15 protein-coding genes and 1 riboswitch are annotated in these 14,718 nt (G+C 65.4%); of the genes, 5 read left to right on the top strand and 10 right to left on the bottom strand.

Annotated features, from left to right (window positions below):
• Positions 1–87: 87 nt before the first annotated feature.
• Positions 88–312, bottom strand: coding sequence for a hypothetical protein (locus E0501_RS18985; protein ID WP_137702993.1), 225 nt, complete (start codon positions 310–312; stop codon positions 88–90).
• A 231-nt stretch (positions 313–543) separates the two neighbouring features.
• Here E0501_RS18985 and amrB point away from each other — a divergent pair, with 231 nt between their 5' ends.
• Positions 544–1,926, top strand: coding sequence for an AmmeMemoRadiSam system protein B (gene amrB / locus E0501_RS18990; protein WP_137702994.1), 1,383 nt, complete (start codon positions 544–546; stop codon positions 1,924–1,926).
• Between the two features lie 12 nt (positions 1,927–1,938).
• Here the strand turns inward: amrB and E0501_RS18995 are convergent, their stop codons facing one another.
• Positions 1,939–2,772 (bottom strand): sulfite exporter TauE/SafE family protein, encoded by an 834-nt coding sequence (locus E0501_RS18995; protein ID WP_161594663.1) that lies wholly within the window; start codon positions 2,770–2,772, stop codon positions 1,939–1,941.
• 234 nt (positions 2,773–3,006) lie between these two features.
• Between E0501_RS18995 and E0501_RS19000 the strand changes: the two genes are divergently transcribed.
• Positions 3,007–3,927, top strand: coding sequence for an AEC family transporter (locus E0501_RS19000; RefSeq protein ID WP_137702996.1), 921 nt, complete (start codon positions 3,007–3,009; stop codon positions 3,925–3,927).
• Positions 3,928–3,996: 69 nt separating this feature from the next.
• Here E0501_RS19000 and folE2 read toward each other — a convergent pair whose 3' ends face one another.
• Positions 3,997–5,100, bottom strand: coding sequence for a GTP cyclohydrolase FolE2 (gene folE2, locus E0501_RS19005; RefSeq protein WP_137702997.1), 1,104 nt, complete (start codon positions 5,098–5,100; stop codon positions 3,997–3,999).
• 167 nt (positions 5,101–5,267) lie between these two features.
• Between folE2 and E0501_RS19010 the strand changes: the two genes are divergently transcribed.
• Positions 5,268–6,056: a HalD/BesD family halogenase gene (locus E0501_RS19010; protein ID WP_137702998.1), complete on the top strand. Its 789-nt coding sequence runs from the start codon at positions 5,268–5,270 to the stop codon at positions 6,054–6,056.
• Positions 6,057–6,073: 17 nt separating this feature from the next.
• Here E0501_RS19010 and metZ read toward each other — a convergent pair whose 3' ends face one another.
• Positions 6,074–7,255: an O-succinylhomoserine sulfhydrylase gene (gene metZ / locus E0501_RS19015; RefSeq protein WP_137702999.1), complete on the bottom strand. Its 1,182-nt coding sequence runs from the start codon at positions 7,253–7,255 to the stop codon at positions 6,074–6,076.
• Positions 7,256–7,317: 62 nt separating this feature from the next.
• A riboswitch (SAM riboswitch) is annotated at positions 7,318–7,395 on the bottom strand.
• Between the two features lie 95 nt (positions 7,396–7,490).
• Between metZ and E0501_RS19020 the strand changes: the two genes are divergently transcribed.
• Entirely contained in the window at positions 7,491–8,198 is a 708-nt protein-coding gene (locus tag E0501_RS19020) for a glutathione S-transferase N-terminal domain-containing protein (protein ID WP_137703000.1), read from the top strand.
• An 8-nt stretch (positions 8,199–8,206) separates the two neighbouring features.
• Here E0501_RS19020 and E0501_RS19025 read toward each other — a convergent pair whose 3' ends face one another.
• The 5 genes from E0501_RS19025 to ftsY all read right to left on the bottom strand — a co-directional run bounded on the left by E0501_RS19025 (position 8,207) and on the right by ftsY (position 12,951).
• Positions 8,207–8,839, bottom strand: a complete 633-nt coding sequence (locus tag E0501_RS19025; RefSeq protein WP_137703001.1) for a hypothetical protein — start codon at positions 8,837–8,839, stop codon at positions 8,207–8,209.
• 160 nt (positions 8,840–8,999) lie between these two features.
• Positions 9,000–9,623, bottom strand: coding sequence for a hypothetical protein (locus E0501_RS19030; protein WP_137703002.1), 624 nt, complete (start codon positions 9,621–9,623; stop codon positions 9,000–9,002).
• Positions 9,624–9,742: 119 nt separating this feature from the next.
• Complete coding sequence (locus E0501_RS19035) at positions 9,743–10,342, bottom strand: inner membrane-spanning protein YciB (RefSeq protein ID WP_137703003.1); 600 nt, start codon at positions 10,340–10,342, stop codon at positions 9,743–9,745.
• Between the two features lie 8 nt (positions 10,343–10,350).
• Positions 10,351–11,253 carry an EamA family transporter gene (locus E0501_RS19040; protein WP_137703004.1) on the bottom strand — a complete coding sequence of 301 codons (903 nt, stop codon included), beginning with the start codon at positions 11,251–11,253 and terminating at the stop codon, positions 10,351–10,353.
• Between the two features lie 132 nt (positions 11,254–11,385).
• Positions 11,386–12,951: a signal recognition particle-docking protein FtsY gene (ftsY, locus tag E0501_RS19045; RefSeq protein ID WP_137703005.1), complete on the bottom strand. Its 1,566-nt coding sequence runs from the start codon at positions 12,949–12,951 to the stop codon at positions 11,386–11,388.
• A 48-nt stretch (positions 12,952–12,999) separates the two neighbouring features.
• Here ftsY and E0501_RS19050 point away from each other — a divergent pair, with 48 nt between their 5' ends.
• Complete coding sequence (locus E0501_RS19050; protein WP_235857913.1) at positions 13,000–13,938, top strand: lytic transglycosylase domain-containing protein; 939 nt, start codon at positions 13,000–13,002, stop codon at positions 13,936–13,938.
• Here the strand turns inward: E0501_RS19050 and E0501_RS19055 are convergent.
• Entirely contained in the window at positions 13,935–14,579 is a 645-nt protein-coding gene (locus E0501_RS19055) for a lysoplasmalogenase (RefSeq protein WP_193555916.1), read from the bottom strand. The two genes, E0501_RS19050 and E0501_RS19055, sit on opposite strands and share 4 nt — an antisense overlap.
• Positions 14,580–14,718: the final 139 nt, after the last annotated feature.

The following is a 14,718-nucleotide window of genomic DNA, read 5'->3' on the forward strand; positions in this document are numbered from 1 at the left end:
CTTGGGCAACTGCGGCGGAGACTATGCGAGCGGGTCCGGAATGGAAAGGCCGGGTCGCGCGGGGCCAGGCCCCGCGCAGGGGCGCAATCAAGTATAGAAGAGGTCGCGGAAGACGTGGCGCGCGATGTCATCGCGCTTGATGCCCATTGCCGCCAGTTCTTCGTCGGATTTCGCTTCGAGCGCGGCGATCTGATCGCGGCGCGAGCAGGCCTCGGTATAGGCGGTCATGCCACGGGCGATCGAGGCCAGAACCCGGCGGAAGCCCGACCGGCCTTCGTCCGAGAAGGTGAATTGAGATGTGATATCAGCCATTTGGAAACCTTTCCTGAGGTTGTTCAGCGTTTGGTTTCCTCCCTACGCTGCAAGATAGGGCATAAATGGGGCAGGACCACTGACCATTTTGCATGGCCGCCATTGCCCTGCTGCAACGCAGCATTTCAGCCAAGGGCGTGATTTGCCGCCTCCCTGCCCGGCCCTTGGCATTCAATTGCCCAATTCCCATGTCATGGGGCAGGACAACAAAGCCTAGAGGCGGGCAAGACGATGACGACGATGATACAGGACATGCGCAGATCGAATGCGGCCGGGCGGTTCTTTCCCGGCGATGCGCAGGCGCTGGCCGAGAAGGTCGAGGCGCTGATGCAGGAGGCGGGCGAGATTTTCCTGCCGCCGCGCAGCGTCCCGATGGCGGTGATCTCGCCCCATGCCGGTTACGACTATAGCGGGCTGCTGACGGCAGGCGCCCTGCGGATGAGCGCAGGTGGCGCATTCGACCGCGTGGCGATCCTGTCGCCGTCACACCGGCATGCATTCGATGGCATCGCCCTGCCCGCGCAGGACGGCTATGTTCTGCCCGGGGTGAGCCTGCCAATCGACGCGGCGGCGCGCCAGGCGCTGGTGGGCGCCGGGCTGGCCCGGGTGCTGGACGCGGCGCATGACCACGAACACGGGATCGAAACCCAGCTGCCCTTTGTCACCGCGCTGCACGAGGCCGCCCCGGTGGTGCCGCTGGTAATCGGCCGGGCCGAGCGGCGCCACGTGGCCCGCGTGGTGGATGCGCTGGCCGCGATGCCGGGGCGGACACTCTTCGTGCTGTCGAGCGACCTGAGCCATTTCCTGACCCGGACCGAGGCGAACGCCCGCGACAAGGCCACCGCCGAGATGATCGAGACCGGCCAGCACAAGGAGCTGACCGGCGAGGATGCCTGTGGCGCGGCGGCGATTGCGGGGTTCATGGCGTCGGAGCACGCGCGCGGGGCGCGGGTGATGCGGCTTGGCATGACAACCTCCTATGGCACCACGGGCGATGCGAGCCGCGTTGTGGGCTACGGCGCCTGGAGCCTGCATGCCCCGCACGAGGACATGCTGCACGAGACCCACCGCGCGGCGCTGCTCAAGGCGGCGCGGCAGGCGCTGGAAGGGCATACCCGGCAACGGGTGACCCCCGGTATCCGCATGGCGAGCTTCAGCCCGCGCCTGCAGGGGATCGCGGCCAGTTTCGTGACGCTGGAGAAGCGCGGCGAGCTGCGCGGCTGTATCGGCTCGCTCATGCCGCATGCGCCGCTGGTGCAGGACGTGGTCGACAACGCGGTGAAGGCCGGGTTTTCCGACCGCCGCTTTGGCCCGATGAGCGAGGAGGAACTGGCCGAGACGGCGATCAAGCTGTCGGTGCTGAGCCGCCCGGTGGCGATGAAATTCGACGGCGAGACGCAGGCGCGCGAAATGCTGGAGCCGGGCAAGAGCGGGGCGATCCTGATCGACGGGCCTTATCGCGGCGTGTTCCTGCCCAGCGTCTGGGAGAGCCTGCCGACGCGCGAGGCGTTCCTGAACGGGCTGAAACGCAAGGCGGGCCTGCCTGAGAGCCACTGGAGCGACCGGGTGAAGATACTGGGATTCCGCGCCGAGGCCTTTGGCGAAGCGGCCTGAGAGGTCCGCGCGCTAGAACAGCACGTACTTGATGCCGATGCCGAGCACGATGGCCCCCATCGCGGCCTGAAGCACGCTGTTTTTCATCGCTTTGTTGATCTGCGGGCCCAGGATGGCGCCGATCACGGCCCCCAGGGCCAGCGGAACCAGCAGCGTCCAGTCGAGTGGCGCGCCCATGTAGACGAAATTGCCGATCGACACCGCCAGCGACATGATGATCGCGATCGCCGCGGTGGCGGGGATGATATACATCGGCATGTGCAGAAGCGACGCCATGTAAGGCACCAGAAGGAAGCCGCCCCCCACCCCGAAGATCGCCGCCGTCATGGCGATGAGCGCGCCGGCCAGGAGCGGCGACCAGGTGGGTACCGAGTAGAGCCGCCCGGCATAGCGGAAGGTCACGGCCCGGAGATCGGTGCAGACCGGTTTGACCGTGCCGGGCACCGCCGACAGGGGCGCCCCACCCGGGGCCAGCAGTTTCCAGAAGATCTGCGCCGCGATGGCCAAGGTCAGCATCCCGAAGAGCGGGCGGAACTGCGCCATGTCAGAGAGATAGAGCGAGGACAGCGTGGAGCCCACATAGGCGCCGACCAGCCCGCCGCCGCCCAGGAGCAGCCCCAACGGCACCACCGCCGAGGCGCGGCGCAGGTAGCCCGGCACGAAGATGAGCGCGGTGGCCAGCACGACGATTTGCGTCATCGGCTTGACCGCGTTCGGGTCCATCACGCCGAAGAGCGTGATCAGGCCGAAAGAGGTGAGAATACCCCCCGCCGCGCCGATGGCCGAGAAAACGATGCCCACGAACACGCCCCAGACCAGGACGCCGGCAAGTGTGAGAATGGCCAAGGGGACCTCCCGCAATCAAATATGCGAAAAGTCTAATGTATTGGCGTGGCGCGGGGAATGGCTGGAAATGCCGCACCGGGGCGGCGAGCGGCCGTGGCCCGCAGAGGACGAGGGGCCGGCACGGGCCCCGAAGCGGAACTTGAATGCCGTGCTACCCGGGAAAGGTCGATTTACTTCGTCCGGGCACGGGTGCAAGAAGGCACAAAGAACGCATAGCCAAAGCCCCGCTCATCCATGCTATCCATCCTGCTGAATGGCCTGTTGCCAAGTTTCCTGCTGGTTTGCCTCGGGGGGCTTGTCCGCAATCGTCTGTCGGAAAATGCCTGGGCCGGGCTGGATCGGCTGAACTTCGAAATTCTTTTCCCGGCCCTGATCTTCACAGCGGCGGCAGCGCGTCCAATCGCGCTGGAAAACCTGGTGATCGTCGGGCCTCTCGTCTGGGCGCTGCTTGCTCTTGGTCTTGCCCTTGGCTGGCTGGCGCGGCCTTTCGGGCCGGACCGGTTTCTTGATTTCGCCGGCGCCTGGCAGACGGCGTGGCGGTTCAATACGGCCCTGGGCTTTGTCGTCGTGCAGGCGCTTCCCTCGGCCGATCTGGCCTATTTTTCGATCACGATCGGGTTGGCGATCCCCATGGCAAATGTCTTTGCCGTATCGGCTCTGTCGCGCGGGGAAGGGCTTTCGCCGGTCAGTGCGTTGCGCAAGGTGGCGCTGAACCCGTTTCTGCTGGCCAGTCTTGCCGGCGTCGCCGTGGGCCTGAGCCAGCTGACCATTCCCGCGCCGATCCTGGCGCCCGTGACATTGCTGGCGCAGGCCGCCATTCCGGTGGCGCTGATTTCAATCGGGGCGACGCTCAATTGGCGCGCCCTGGGAAAGCTCGACCGGTTCACGGGCATTCTGGTCGGGACCAAGCTGATCGCTTTGCCGGCGGCTGCCAGCATTTGCGCACTGGCCCTTGGAGTATCGGGGCCGATCGTTCCGGTTCTGGTGGTTTTCGCGGCCTTGCCGACGGCCTCTGCAGCGCATGTGTTGGCCGCGGGCTTTGGCGCCAACCGGCAATTGGCCGCAACGCTGATTGCACAAAGCACCTTGCTGAGTGCGTTCACCCTACCGATCTGGATGACCGTGGCGGAGGCCCTTGCCCGCCAGTCCCACTGAATTCGCGGTTACGACAGCACGCGGCCAATCCCGGTTCCGTCGTCTGCGCTGGTCCGCGAAAGCCGCAGTTCAGCCGACGTGGAACAGCGTGGTGAAGAGCTTGGGATCGACGCTTTGCGCCTCGAAGAGATCACCCTCGGTCAGGATCGAGACGGCATCGTGGGAATGCAGCGATTCCTGATGGCTGGCCACGATGCGGAAATCGCCGATACGCGGATCATCTTCGAGCTGCTGGGCGAAGAGACGCGCGGCATCCTCGACGAAGATCGGGTTGGCGGCGTTCAGCTCGGCGAAGGCCTGTTCGTCCTCGCGTTTGACCATCACCTGCGTTTCGGTCGGCACCGCGTCGCGGGCCAGATCGATCAGGTCCTCGAACCACAGGCAATCGGTGCCGCAGAGCACCTCGACCGAGAGGCGCGCGACCGAACGTTGCGAATGCGGCGTGGCCAGTTGCCCGCGCGCCTGGCGGGCATGCTCGCTGAGTTCGAGCGAGCATGGGCAGGTCGAGGAATAGACATAGTCGAGATGCACGATCTTGCGGCGCACCCCGGCCTGTTCGACGAGTTCCAGCGCGATGTCGTAATACTGGTAACCCGACAGGCCCGAGCGCAGGCTGTCCACCTTCATCGGGAAGGAAAACCGCATCTGGATGCGGGCATCGAAGCTTTCGAGATCGGCCTTGTAGTCGTCAAGCGCGGCCTCGATCACCTCGAAGGAAAAGGTCTTGTCGGCATGGGCATAGAAGCTGCGCATGATGCGCGACATGTTGATGCCCTTCTTCTCGGCCTCGAGGCTGACGGTGCCGGTGACGCTGGTTTCCAGCGTCAGGTCGCCGTTGTCGCGGGTGTGATACTGGATCGGCAGGCGAAAATTCGAGATGCCGACATGCTGGATCACGCGTTTTGCCCCGCGGATGAGGCTGGCCGGGCCGTTCTGAAGATCGGGCAACGCGGCCTTGTAGGCGGGGGTAACCGTGAAATCCTCGGGATAGTCGCGCGAGAGCGCCGGGTAGTTCGACAGCGGCGCACCGGGAATGAGCCGGGCGATCGCGGGATCGAGATCTGCCACCTCTTCCGGGGTGGCGGTTTCGGCCCAGTGCCGCAGGCGCGCCAGCGCGGTTTCCGCTTCGTCGCGCGAGGGTGCCTTGTCGATATCCGGCGTGATCTTGTTCATCTTCCCGTCCCCTTTCGTGGGTCGTCGGTGCCTGATGAATGTAGGCCCAGGCGTCCCGAATTACCAACATTTGCACTCAGAAATACGGCAACGGTCGCAAACGGATCATTTTTTTCCGGCATTTCATGCCAGTCTGGCGCCATAGACCGATCAGGATGAGGCTGCCCATGCACGATATTCTGGATCTTGGGCGCTTTCCGCTGGACCGGCCCGAAAGCGCGGACTGGGCCGCGCTGGTGGCGCGCTGCCGCGAGGACCTGGCCCGCGACGGTATGTTCAACCTGGCGGGTTTCATGCATCCGGATGTGGCCCGGGCGGCGGCAGACGCGCTGGAGGCGCGGTTCGCCTCCGAGGCGTTCCGGCACGAGCGCGAACATAACATCTATTTCCTGAAGGATGTGCCGGGGCTGGCGCCCGATCATCCGGCGCTCACGCGGCTTCGGACATCGAACGACACGCTGTGCTGGGACCAGCTGACCGGCAGTCCGATGGACCGGCTCTATCGCTGGCCCGAGTTGGCGCGGTTCCTGGCGGCCACGATGGAGCGCGAGGCGCTTTACGTGATGGAAGACCCGCTGGCCGGGCTGAACACGATGTCCTACCGCGAAGGCCAGGCGCTGAACTGGCATTTCGACCGCTCGGAGTTCACCACGACGCTGCTGTTGCAGGCGCCCGACGCCGGCGGCGAGTTCATCTATCGCACCGACCTGCGCAGCAATGAGGACCCCAATTACGAGGGCGTCGCGAAAATGCTGGCGGGCGCGGACCCGGAGGTGCGCAGCCTGACGCTGAGCCCCGGCACGCTCAACGTCTTCAAGGGCAAGAACACGCCGCACCGGGTGGGTGACGTGCAGGGCGGCCGGGCCAGGGTGATCTCGGTCTTTTCCTTTTACGAGCGGCCGGGCGTTGCGTTTTCCGAAGACGAGCGCATCGGCTTCTATGGACGCGCGGGATAAGGTGGGACAGGCGCCGCCTAGGCCGCGCCCAGCGCCTGCAGCACGTCGGCGATCAGATCGTCGGTATCCTCGAGCCCGACGGAGAAGCGGATGAGGCCAGGGGTGATGCCGAGGCCCGCGCGCTGATCCTCGCTGAGGCGCTGATGCGTCGTGGTGGCGGGATGAGTGGCGATGGATTTCGCATCGCCGAGGTTGTTCGAGATCACCGCGATTTGCAGCGCGTTGAGGGTGCGGAACGCCGCCTCTTGCCCGCCGTTGAGATCAAAGGACACCACGGTGCCGCCCTGCCCCGTCTGGGCGCGGACCAGATCGTATTGCGGGTGGGACGGGTGACCGGGATAGATCACGCGGGCCAGTTTTTCGTGGCCCTGCAGCGCCTCGGCCAGCGCCAGCGCGCTCGCGGCCTGGGCGCGCACCCGCAGGTCGATGGTTTCCAGCCCCTTGAGCATGATCCAGGCGGTGAAGGGCGACATCGCCCCGCCGGTATGCTTCATGTAGGGTTCGAGCGTCTTGCGGATGAACTCGCGGGTGGAGAGCACCACGCCTCCCAGCGCGCGGCCCTGCCCATCGATGTGCTTGGTCGCGGAATAGACCACCACGTCGGCGCCCTGTTCGATGGCGCGGGAAAAGACGGGCGTTGCAAAGACGTTGTCGACGATGACGAGCGCGTCATGGGCATGGGCGATTTCCGCCACCGCGGCGATGTCGATCACTTCGAGCGTGGGGTTGGCGGTGGATTCGAAGAACACGGCACGGGTTTCGGGCCGGACCGCGGCGCGCCACTGATCAAGATCGGTGCCATCGACGAAATCGACCGCCACGCCGAAGCGCGGCAGGATCTCTTCGAGGATGTAGAGGCAGGAGCCAAAAAGCGCGCGGGCGGCGACAACGTGATCGCCGGCCTTCAGGCAGGAGGTGAGTGCAGCGTTGACGGCGGCCATGCCCGAAGCGGTGGCAAAGGCGTCCTCGGCCCCTTCCAGCGCGGCGATACGTTCTTCGAACATGGCGACGGTGGGGTTGCCGTAGCGGGCATAGATGAAGTCGTCGGGGCCGGCCTCGATAAACCGGGCCTGGGCCTGTTCGGCGCTGTCATAGACAAAACCCTGAGTGAGGAAGATCGCCTCGCTCACCTCGTTGTATTGCGATCGGCGGGTGCCGCCATGCACCAGCGCGGTGCGCTTGTTCCAGTCCTTGCTCATCGGTCGCTCCTTTCGGGGCCTTCGCCCACAAAAAAACCCCCGGTCGCGGTCACGCGAAGCGGGGGGCCCGTCCGATGACCTCTTTAGCGGCATATTTAGCGTGGCCCGCAATCCGGTAACAAATCGCCACGTGCTGCGGCGTTTAGCGCGGCGGCGCTGCGCGGTCAACAAAATGTCGCGGGGGTGGTTGCCCGGGACGGCGAAACCGGCATGATTGCCGTAAAGGAGATGCGCGATGACCCAACCGATCGAGTTCTATTTCTGGCCCACCCCGAACGGGTGGAAAATCTCCATCGCGCTCGAGGAGATGGGCCTGCCCTATGAGACGAAGATCGTGAACATCGGCAAGGGCGAGCAGTTCGCGCCGGAGTTCCTGAAAATCTCGCCCAACAACCGGATGCCGGCGATCGTCGATCCCGAAGGGCCCGACGGCGCGCCGATCTCGGTCTTCGAGAGCGGGGCGATCCTGATGTACCTGGCGCGCAAGACCGGGCGGTTTTACGGCCAGACCGAGCGGGAGCGGATCGCCGTGGAGGAATGGCTGATGTGGCAGATGGGTGGCTTGGGGCCGATGGCGGGCCAGGCGCATCATTTCCTGAAATATGCACCCGTGATGGACCCGCCGCAGGTGCTGCCCTATGCGCAGGACCGCTATCGCAACGAGGTGGCGCGACTTTACAAGGTGCTGGACACGAGGCTGGCCGAGAATGAGTACGTGGCGGGGGATTTCTATTCCATCGCCGACATGGCGATCTGGGGCTGGGCCTCGCTGTGGGAGGGGCAACAACAAACCCTGGAGGACAAGCCGCATTTCGCCCGCTGGCTGGACCAGGTGGGCGCGCGCGAAGGCGTCAAGGCGGGCCGCGCGCTTTATGCGGAGCTGCGCCAGACCCCGCAGCAGAACACCGACAGCCACAAGGTGCTCTTTGGGCAGAAGGGCTGAGGCGCGGCCTAGCTGTCTTCCCCGAGCGGCGCAGTGAGGCGCAGAGCTGTTTCGAAGAAGACATGAAGCGCGATTGGTAGCCGCGCCAGCACAGCCACACGCGCCGCAAGCGGGGCCGCCATGGCCAGCAGCGTTTCATTGACCACGATCACGAGGAAGGCCACCAGTGCATAGAGCTTGAGCAGGTGGCGGCGGAAAGCCTGCGAGACCTTCGATTGATCCGGAACCGGGGCAAAGCGATCAAGAACGACCCGATCGCCCGAGATCCCCCAGACCATGATGGCGATATAGAGACCGCCATAGGCCGTGACAAAGCGCTGGCTGACCACGGGATCGGCCCAGAAAACCTGCACGCCGAACGCCGCAAGTGCAAAGGAAATGGCGTACCAGCCGCCCGGCCGCGCGCGGCCGAACAGGCGGCGCTGATGCCAGAGGGACACTGGCAGCACCCCCCAGACCTGAGCGAACTGGGCAAGAACCCCGGCCCAGACAAAGGCGAGGGTTTCATTGAACGCCAGCCCCCGCAGCACCGTCCAGCTTGAGAGGAACACAACCGGCATTGTCAACCGCCCCGGCGAGACCGGCGGAATCGACCGCAGCAAGAGCCACAGCACCATCGAATAATAGCGCAGACGGATCATGTGCCCGATCCTACCGTGCAACTGTGGCCACGGCGGGGCCGGACTTGGGAAATGCGCACGCTTCAGGTGGCAGCACCCGGCCCGACCGAGCGGGGATTAACCCGCCCTGTGGGGGACGGACCGGGCACTGCCCGCGACGCGCGCGTCGCGTTCGCGGAACTCAGCTTTCCTCGAGCGGTACGGTAAGGATGGCCGTGATCTCGTAGAGCACGTGGATCACCAGCGGCAGGATGGCGAGGATCGACACCCGGGTCGTCAGGTCGAACTGCGCGGCCACCAGCGCCTCGTTCACGACCAGCACCAGAAGCGCGGCCAGCGTGTTGAGACGCAGGAAATGCGTGCGCGGGGTTTCCGGCACGGGCCGGCCGGCGACCGACGGGACCACCATTTCGCGGATGCGCGGGTTGCCCATCGCCCCCCACAGCATGGCCGTGGCGTAGACGAGGCAGGACATCGACAACATCCGCTGCGTGATCACCGGGTCGAGAATCCAGAGTTGCACGGCGGAAGCGGCAATCGTAGCGGCCACGCCGTAGCGCAGGACCTTCAGGGTGCCATCGCCGGTGCGGCGCAGATCGCGGGCGGCATCGGGCAGGTTTTTCCAGATCACGTAGACCTGGGCCACCACGGCGGCGAACACGAAGGCCGCAGCCTCATCCATCTGCAGGTTCCGGAGCGACACGAAGCCGAGCAGGAACATCATGACCGGCCAGATCCGTTCGATCGGGATCGGCGCGACGGAGGTGACCAGCACCCAAAGCACTCTGAGGTGATATCCAAACATGGGGTGGACCCTGCGGGCGATTCATGGCGAGAAATCGGCAAAAGCGCGGTAGTTGTCCGAAATTGAACGCAAATTCGAGACGATAGCGTTTGATTGGCCGTATTGGCCCGGATCGGGGATCAGTCTTCCTCGGTTCCGTAATCGCGAAATAGTTTACCCTGCGTCATGAAAAACGCGAAGATCGCGGCGGTCAGGCCGAAGGTCTTGAAGTTGACCCAGGCGGCCTCGGACATCAGGCGCCAGACCAGCTCATTGGCGATGGCGAGCCCGAAGAAGAACAGCATCAGGCGACGGGTGAGAAGCAGCCAGCCCTGCGGCTGCAGCGGCATCATCCCGTCCATCACGTGCTGCAGGTAGGATTGGCCCCGCAGCAGGCCGACGCCCAGGATGGCCCCGAACATCGCGTAAAGGATCGTCGGTTTCATCTTGATGAAGCTGGGATCGTTGAGCCAGACCGACAGGCCGCCGAACACCACCACCAGCACCAGCGTGAGGATCTGCATCCGGCTGAGATGGCCGGTGAGCCGCCAGAGGATGGCGGTGGTCAGGATCATCAGGGGGATGAAGCCGGCGGTGACGATGATAAAACCCGAATACTCGGTCCCGGCGATGGTAAAGACCCGGTCCTTGATCCAGATATAGGCCACGAAGAATGCGATGACCGGCCCCAGTTCGAGGGCGGTTTTCAGCAGCGGGTTGATGTGGCGTGTCTCGGTCATGGGCTCTCCTATCCGCCCATCTCAACTATCACGGCGCCCGCCGCAATCAAGGCCATGAGGGCAATTCGACGCGGGCCCGTGCTTTCGCCCAGCATGACCCAGCCGATCAGGGCGGCAAAGACGGTCGAGGTTTCGCGCAGCACCGCGGCCTCGCCCACCTTGTCGAGGCGCGTGGCCAGCATGATCGAGCCGAAACTGGCGAAGGCGATGAAGGCCCCGATCACCCCCATGCGCAGGAGCGGCGCCAGCGGCGGCGGCGACAGCATCGAGCGATAGCGCAGCCCGGCGATAACCGGGAAGGTCAGCCCGTCGATGAAGAAGAACCATGCAAGGAAGGTGAAGGGATCGGCGGTGGCGCGGATGCCGTAGGCGTCCCAGGTGGTGTAGAGCGCCACGAAGAGCCCGCCCAGAACCGCAAGCCCCAGTGCCGCCGGCAGGGTTTCCCGGCCCACCGTGATCTTGCGCAGGTTATAGAGCGCGAGCCCGTAAATGCCCGCCAGAAGGGTGAAAACGCCCAGCCATTGCACCCAGTTGAACGTCTCGCCGAAAAGCAGCCAGGCCCCGATCACGGTGAAAAGCGGACCGGTGCCGCGCACCACCGGGTAGACCACGGTATAGGCGCCGCGCGTGTAGGCCATCGCTTGGATGAGCTTGTAGGCCGTGTGGATGAAATAGGCGGCGATGAAGATCGGCCACATGAAGGGTTCGGGCCAGGGCACGAGAAAAAAGGCAATGGGTGCCGCCATGAGGCCATAAGCGCCATCAATCGCCCCGCGGCTGAGCCACGGATCGAACCGGCCCTTTTGCAACGCGCCGAATATCGCATGCAGCACCGCGGCCAAGAGCGCCAGCATCAGCGCCGCGCGATGCCCGGCCTCGGTGCCTTCCAGCGATATAATCCAGTCGCTCACCCGTTACCCTTTCAACTGGCCGCAGACGCCGGGGGTTTTGCACCCCCGGACCCCCGCAGGATATTTGCGGCAAGATGAAAAAACCGGGTGGTCTGCGGCACGCGCCCTCATGTCACTGGCACAACGGGTGTTTCAGCGCTCAAGCCCGGTGAGCGCGTCGGCGAATTCCTGCGGGTCGAAGGGCGCGAGATCGTCAATCTGTTCGCCCACCCCGATGGCATGGATCGGCAGGCCGAACTTGTCGGCCAGCGCCACCAGCACGCCGCCCTTGGCGGTGCCGTCGAGTTTCGTCATCACGAGGCCCGAGACATCGGCCAGTTCCTGGAAGGTCTTGACCTGGCTGAGCGCGTTCTGGCCCGTGGTCGCATCGAGCACGAGAAGCGTGTTGTGCGGGGCGCTCTCGTCGATCTTGCGGATCACGCGGACGATCTTGGCCAGTTCCTCCATCAGGTCCTTGCGATTCTGCAGGCGGCCCGCGGTGTCGATCATCAGGAGGTCCGCGCCCTCTGCCTGGGCCTGCTTGAGCGCGTCAAAGGCGAGGCTGGCCGGATCGGAGCCCTCGGGCGCGGTGAGCACCGGCACCCCTGCCCTGTCGCCCCAGACCTGGAGCTGTTCGACGGCCGCGGCGCGGAACGTATCGCCCGCGGCGATCACCACCTTCTTGCCCGCGGCCTTGAACTGGCTGGCGAGCTTGCCGATGGTCGTGGTCTTGCCGGACCCGTTCACACCCACCACCAGCACGACCTGCGGCTTGTTGGGATAAAGCGGCATCGGGCGGGCGACCTGCTCCATCACGCGGGTGATTTCATCGGAAAGGAGGCGCTTGATCTCGTCGACCGAGAGTTTCTGGCCGAAGCGGCCCTCGGCCATGTTGGCGGTGACGCGCAGCGCGGTATCGACGCCCATGTCCGAGGCGATGAGCAGCTCTTCGAGTTGTTCGAGCATGTCGTCATCGAGCACGCGGCGGACCACGGTTTTCTTTTCGCGCCGCAGGAGGCGGCTGAGGAAACCCGGTTTGCGCGAGGTTTCCTCGACACTGATCGAAGCCGGGCCGGCGATGGCGTCGACCGACTCTTCGGGGATCTCGACCGGGGCGGGCGCGGGTGTGGGATCGGCCGGGGACGGCGCGATTTCGGGCAGGTCCTCGGGCAATTCCTCGGGCGCGGGTTTCGCTTCGGGCTCCTCGGGCTCGGGCGCCTCTTCGGGTGTATCGTCGGGTTCCGGCTCGTGCCCGGGCTCGGGCACGATCTCGGGTTCGGGCTCTTCGGGTTGCGGCTCGGGCTCCGGCTCGGGTTCTTCGAGCGGCGGAATTTCCTGCGGCGGCTCCTCGGGTTCGGGTTCGGGGGTGGCAGGCACCTCCTCGGGCTCTTCGGGCTCGGGTTCGGGCGCCGGCTCGGGCTCGGGTTCTTCGGCTGGCGCCTCATAGGGTTCCTCGACCGGCGGCTCTTCGGGCTCTGCTTCCGGTTCCGGCTCAGGTTCAGGTTCCGGCTCGGGCTCTGGCTCCGGTTCAGGCTCCGGTTCCGGCGCGGGTTCGGGCGCAGGTTCGGGCGCGGCCTGCGCCTCTTCCTCGGGCTCGTCGGGGATTTCGATCTCGATCTCCTCGGCAACGCCGCCATCCTCGACAATCGCGTCCAGCCCCTCTTCGAGTTTCGACGAGGATTTGAACAGCCGGTCCTTGAGCTTGCGGAAGAATGACATGGGCGCCCCTTGAGTTCTGTCCTTTTCACTTAATCCGCCTTGGCGCGCATGAAAAGGCGGATTGCAGTGGCGCGCCCGGCGGCGCAGGATGAAAGCGTGATGAAACGGGTTCTGTTCGCGATTTTCCTGGGTTTGTCCGGCGCGGCGCAGGCGGCGCCGCCCGATGCGGCCTGTTCCTCGGGCAGGTGGGGGCATGTGGAATGCATCCGGCCCGCGCATTTCGTGCATGACACCTGCCAGGCGATCGAGCATTTCGCGGCGCGCCATGGCCTCGACCCGGGGTTTTTCGCGCGGCTGATCTGGCAGGAAAGCCGGTTCGACCCCTATGCCGTCAGCCCTGCGGGCGCGCAGGGGATTGCGCAGTTCATCCCGTCGACCGCGCGGATCAGGGGGCTGCGCGATGCCTTCAACCCGGCCGAGGCGCTGGAGCATTCCGCGCAATATCTGACCGAAATGTCAAAGCGTTACGGCAATCCGGGCCTGGCCGCCGTGGGCTATAACGGGGGCGAGAGGCGGGCCGAGGGGATTGTCGCGGGCACCGGGGGGCTGGCGCGGGAGACAGTGGATTATGTCGCCATCATCACCGGGCTGAGCTGGCAGGACTGGCTGGAGGACGGGGTAGAGACCCCCGATCTGCGGCTGGACAAGCAGCTGCCGTTTCGCGGGGCGTGCTACCAACTGGCGCGGGATCGCAAACTGTCGCCGATGCCGCGGCCGAAGCCGCGGCTGAAGCCCTGGGGCGTGCAGGTGGCCTTTGGCACCACCCGCGATCGCGCCCGCGCGCAATATGCCGAGAAAACCCGCGCCTGCGCCGGGCAGGTCGAAGGTGAAAAACCCGATTTCGTGTTCCAGAAAAGCCGGGCCAGCCCGAAGGGCGGGTATTTCATGGCCCGGATCGGGCGCGACAGCCGCGAGGACGCCTGGGGGCTGTGCCGAAAGCTGAAGGCGCGGGGGTGTATCTGCGCGGTCTACCGCAACGATCGTTAGAGCAGCGCGAAGGCCAGCGTGAACAACGATTGCGCGCCCCAGTAGGTGGGCCAGACCGCAAAGGGGGTGAACCGCCGCAGGGGGTGCGTTTCCGGCAGCACGAACATCTCATGCGAAAGGATGAAATCGGAGGCGATGAACAGCAGCGCCGCCGGCAGCGCCAGCGCCAGTGCGCCGCTGGCGGGCAACGTCTGGGCGGCAAGACCCATCGACAGGATGACCGGGATATAGACCATGACCGGCCCGCGCAGCGCGCCTGCGCGCCGCCACAGGATGGTTGCCATCACCACGCCCAGAAGCAGCAGCGCAGCGGTTAGCCAGGGCGAGAGCGGCTGCGCCCCACCCTGCGCAAGAAACAGCACGACATAGGCGACATGCCCGGCGGCGAAGGCGCCGACACCGGCCATGAATTCGCCCTCGGTCGGGCGCGACAGCAGGTAATCGCCCAGTGCGCAAAGGAGAAGCGCCACGAGCAGAAGACCGGGGCCGCCCGCGGCCCATGCCGAGAGCGCCAGCAGCAGGACCGAGGCGGTTTTCACCACGGATTTCGACCAGCTGGGCCCTGCGTGGCAGTAACGCCACCAGTAGAGCGCGGCCAACAGGCCCGCAGCGATGGCAAGCGTGAGCGGTGTGGTGTCCAAGATGCTCTCCTGTCCTTTGGCGCAAGGCCTACGCGGTTTGGGCCCCGCGCGCGAGGCAAAACCGCCCCGGTGCCGCGCAGATGCCGCCGGTTTTGCCCGATTGCGCCGCTAAACCGGCGGGTTTAGATTTTAACGGATG

It is taken from the genome of Marimonas lutisalis, assembly GCF_005434965.1.
Lineage (GTDB): Bacteria > Pseudomonadota > Alphaproteobacteria > Rhodobacterales > Rhodobacteraceae > Marimonas_A > Marimonas_A lutisalis.

Bases quoted from the DNA above. Each gene is read 5' to 3' on its own strand.
- amrB (WP_137702994.1), top strand. From the start codon at position 544: ATGACGACGATGATACAGGACATGCGCAGATCGAATGCGGCCGGGCGG.
- E0501_RS19020 (WP_137703000.1), top strand. From the start codon at position 7,491: ATGACCCAACCGATCGAGTTCTATTTCTGGCCCACCCCGAACGGGTGG.
- folE2 (WP_137702997.1), bottom strand. From the start codon at position 5,100: ATGAACAAGATCACGCCGGATATCGACAAGGCACCCTCGCGCGACGAA.
- E0501_RS19000 (WP_137702996.1), top strand. From the start codon at position 3,007: ATGCTATCCATCCTGCTGAATGGCCTGTTGCCAAGTTTCCTGCTGGTT.
- E0501_RS19025 (WP_137703001.1), bottom strand. From the start codon at position 8,839: ATGATCCGTCTGCGCTATTATTCGATGGTGCTGTGGCTCTTGCTGCGG.
- E0501_RS18985 (WP_137702993.1), bottom strand. From the start codon at position 312: ATGGCTGATATCACATCTCAATTCACCTTCTCGGACGAAGGCCGGTCG.
- E0501_RS19035 (WP_137703003.1), bottom strand. From the start codon at position 10,342: ATGACCGAGACACGCCACATCAACCCGCTGCTGAAAACCGCCCTCGAA.
- E0501_RS19050 (WP_235857913.1), top strand. From the start codon at position 13,000: ATGAAAAGGCGGATTGCAGTGGCGCGCCCGGCGGCGCAGGATGAAAGC.
- ftsY (WP_137703005.1), bottom strand. From the start codon at position 12,951: ATGTCATTCTTCCGCAAGCTCAAGGACCGGCTGTTCAAATCCTCGTCG.
- E0501_RS19010 (WP_137702998.1), top strand. From the start codon at position 5,268: ATGCACGATATTCTGGATCTTGGGCGCTTTCCGCTGGACCGGCCCGAA.
- E0501_RS19030 (WP_137703002.1), bottom strand. From the start codon at position 9,623: ATGTTTGGATATCACCTCAGAGTGCTTTGGGTGCTGGTCACCTCCGTC.
- metZ (WP_137702999.1), bottom strand. From the start codon at position 7,255: ATGAGCAAGGACTGGAACAAGCGCACCGCGCTGGTGCATGGCGGCACC.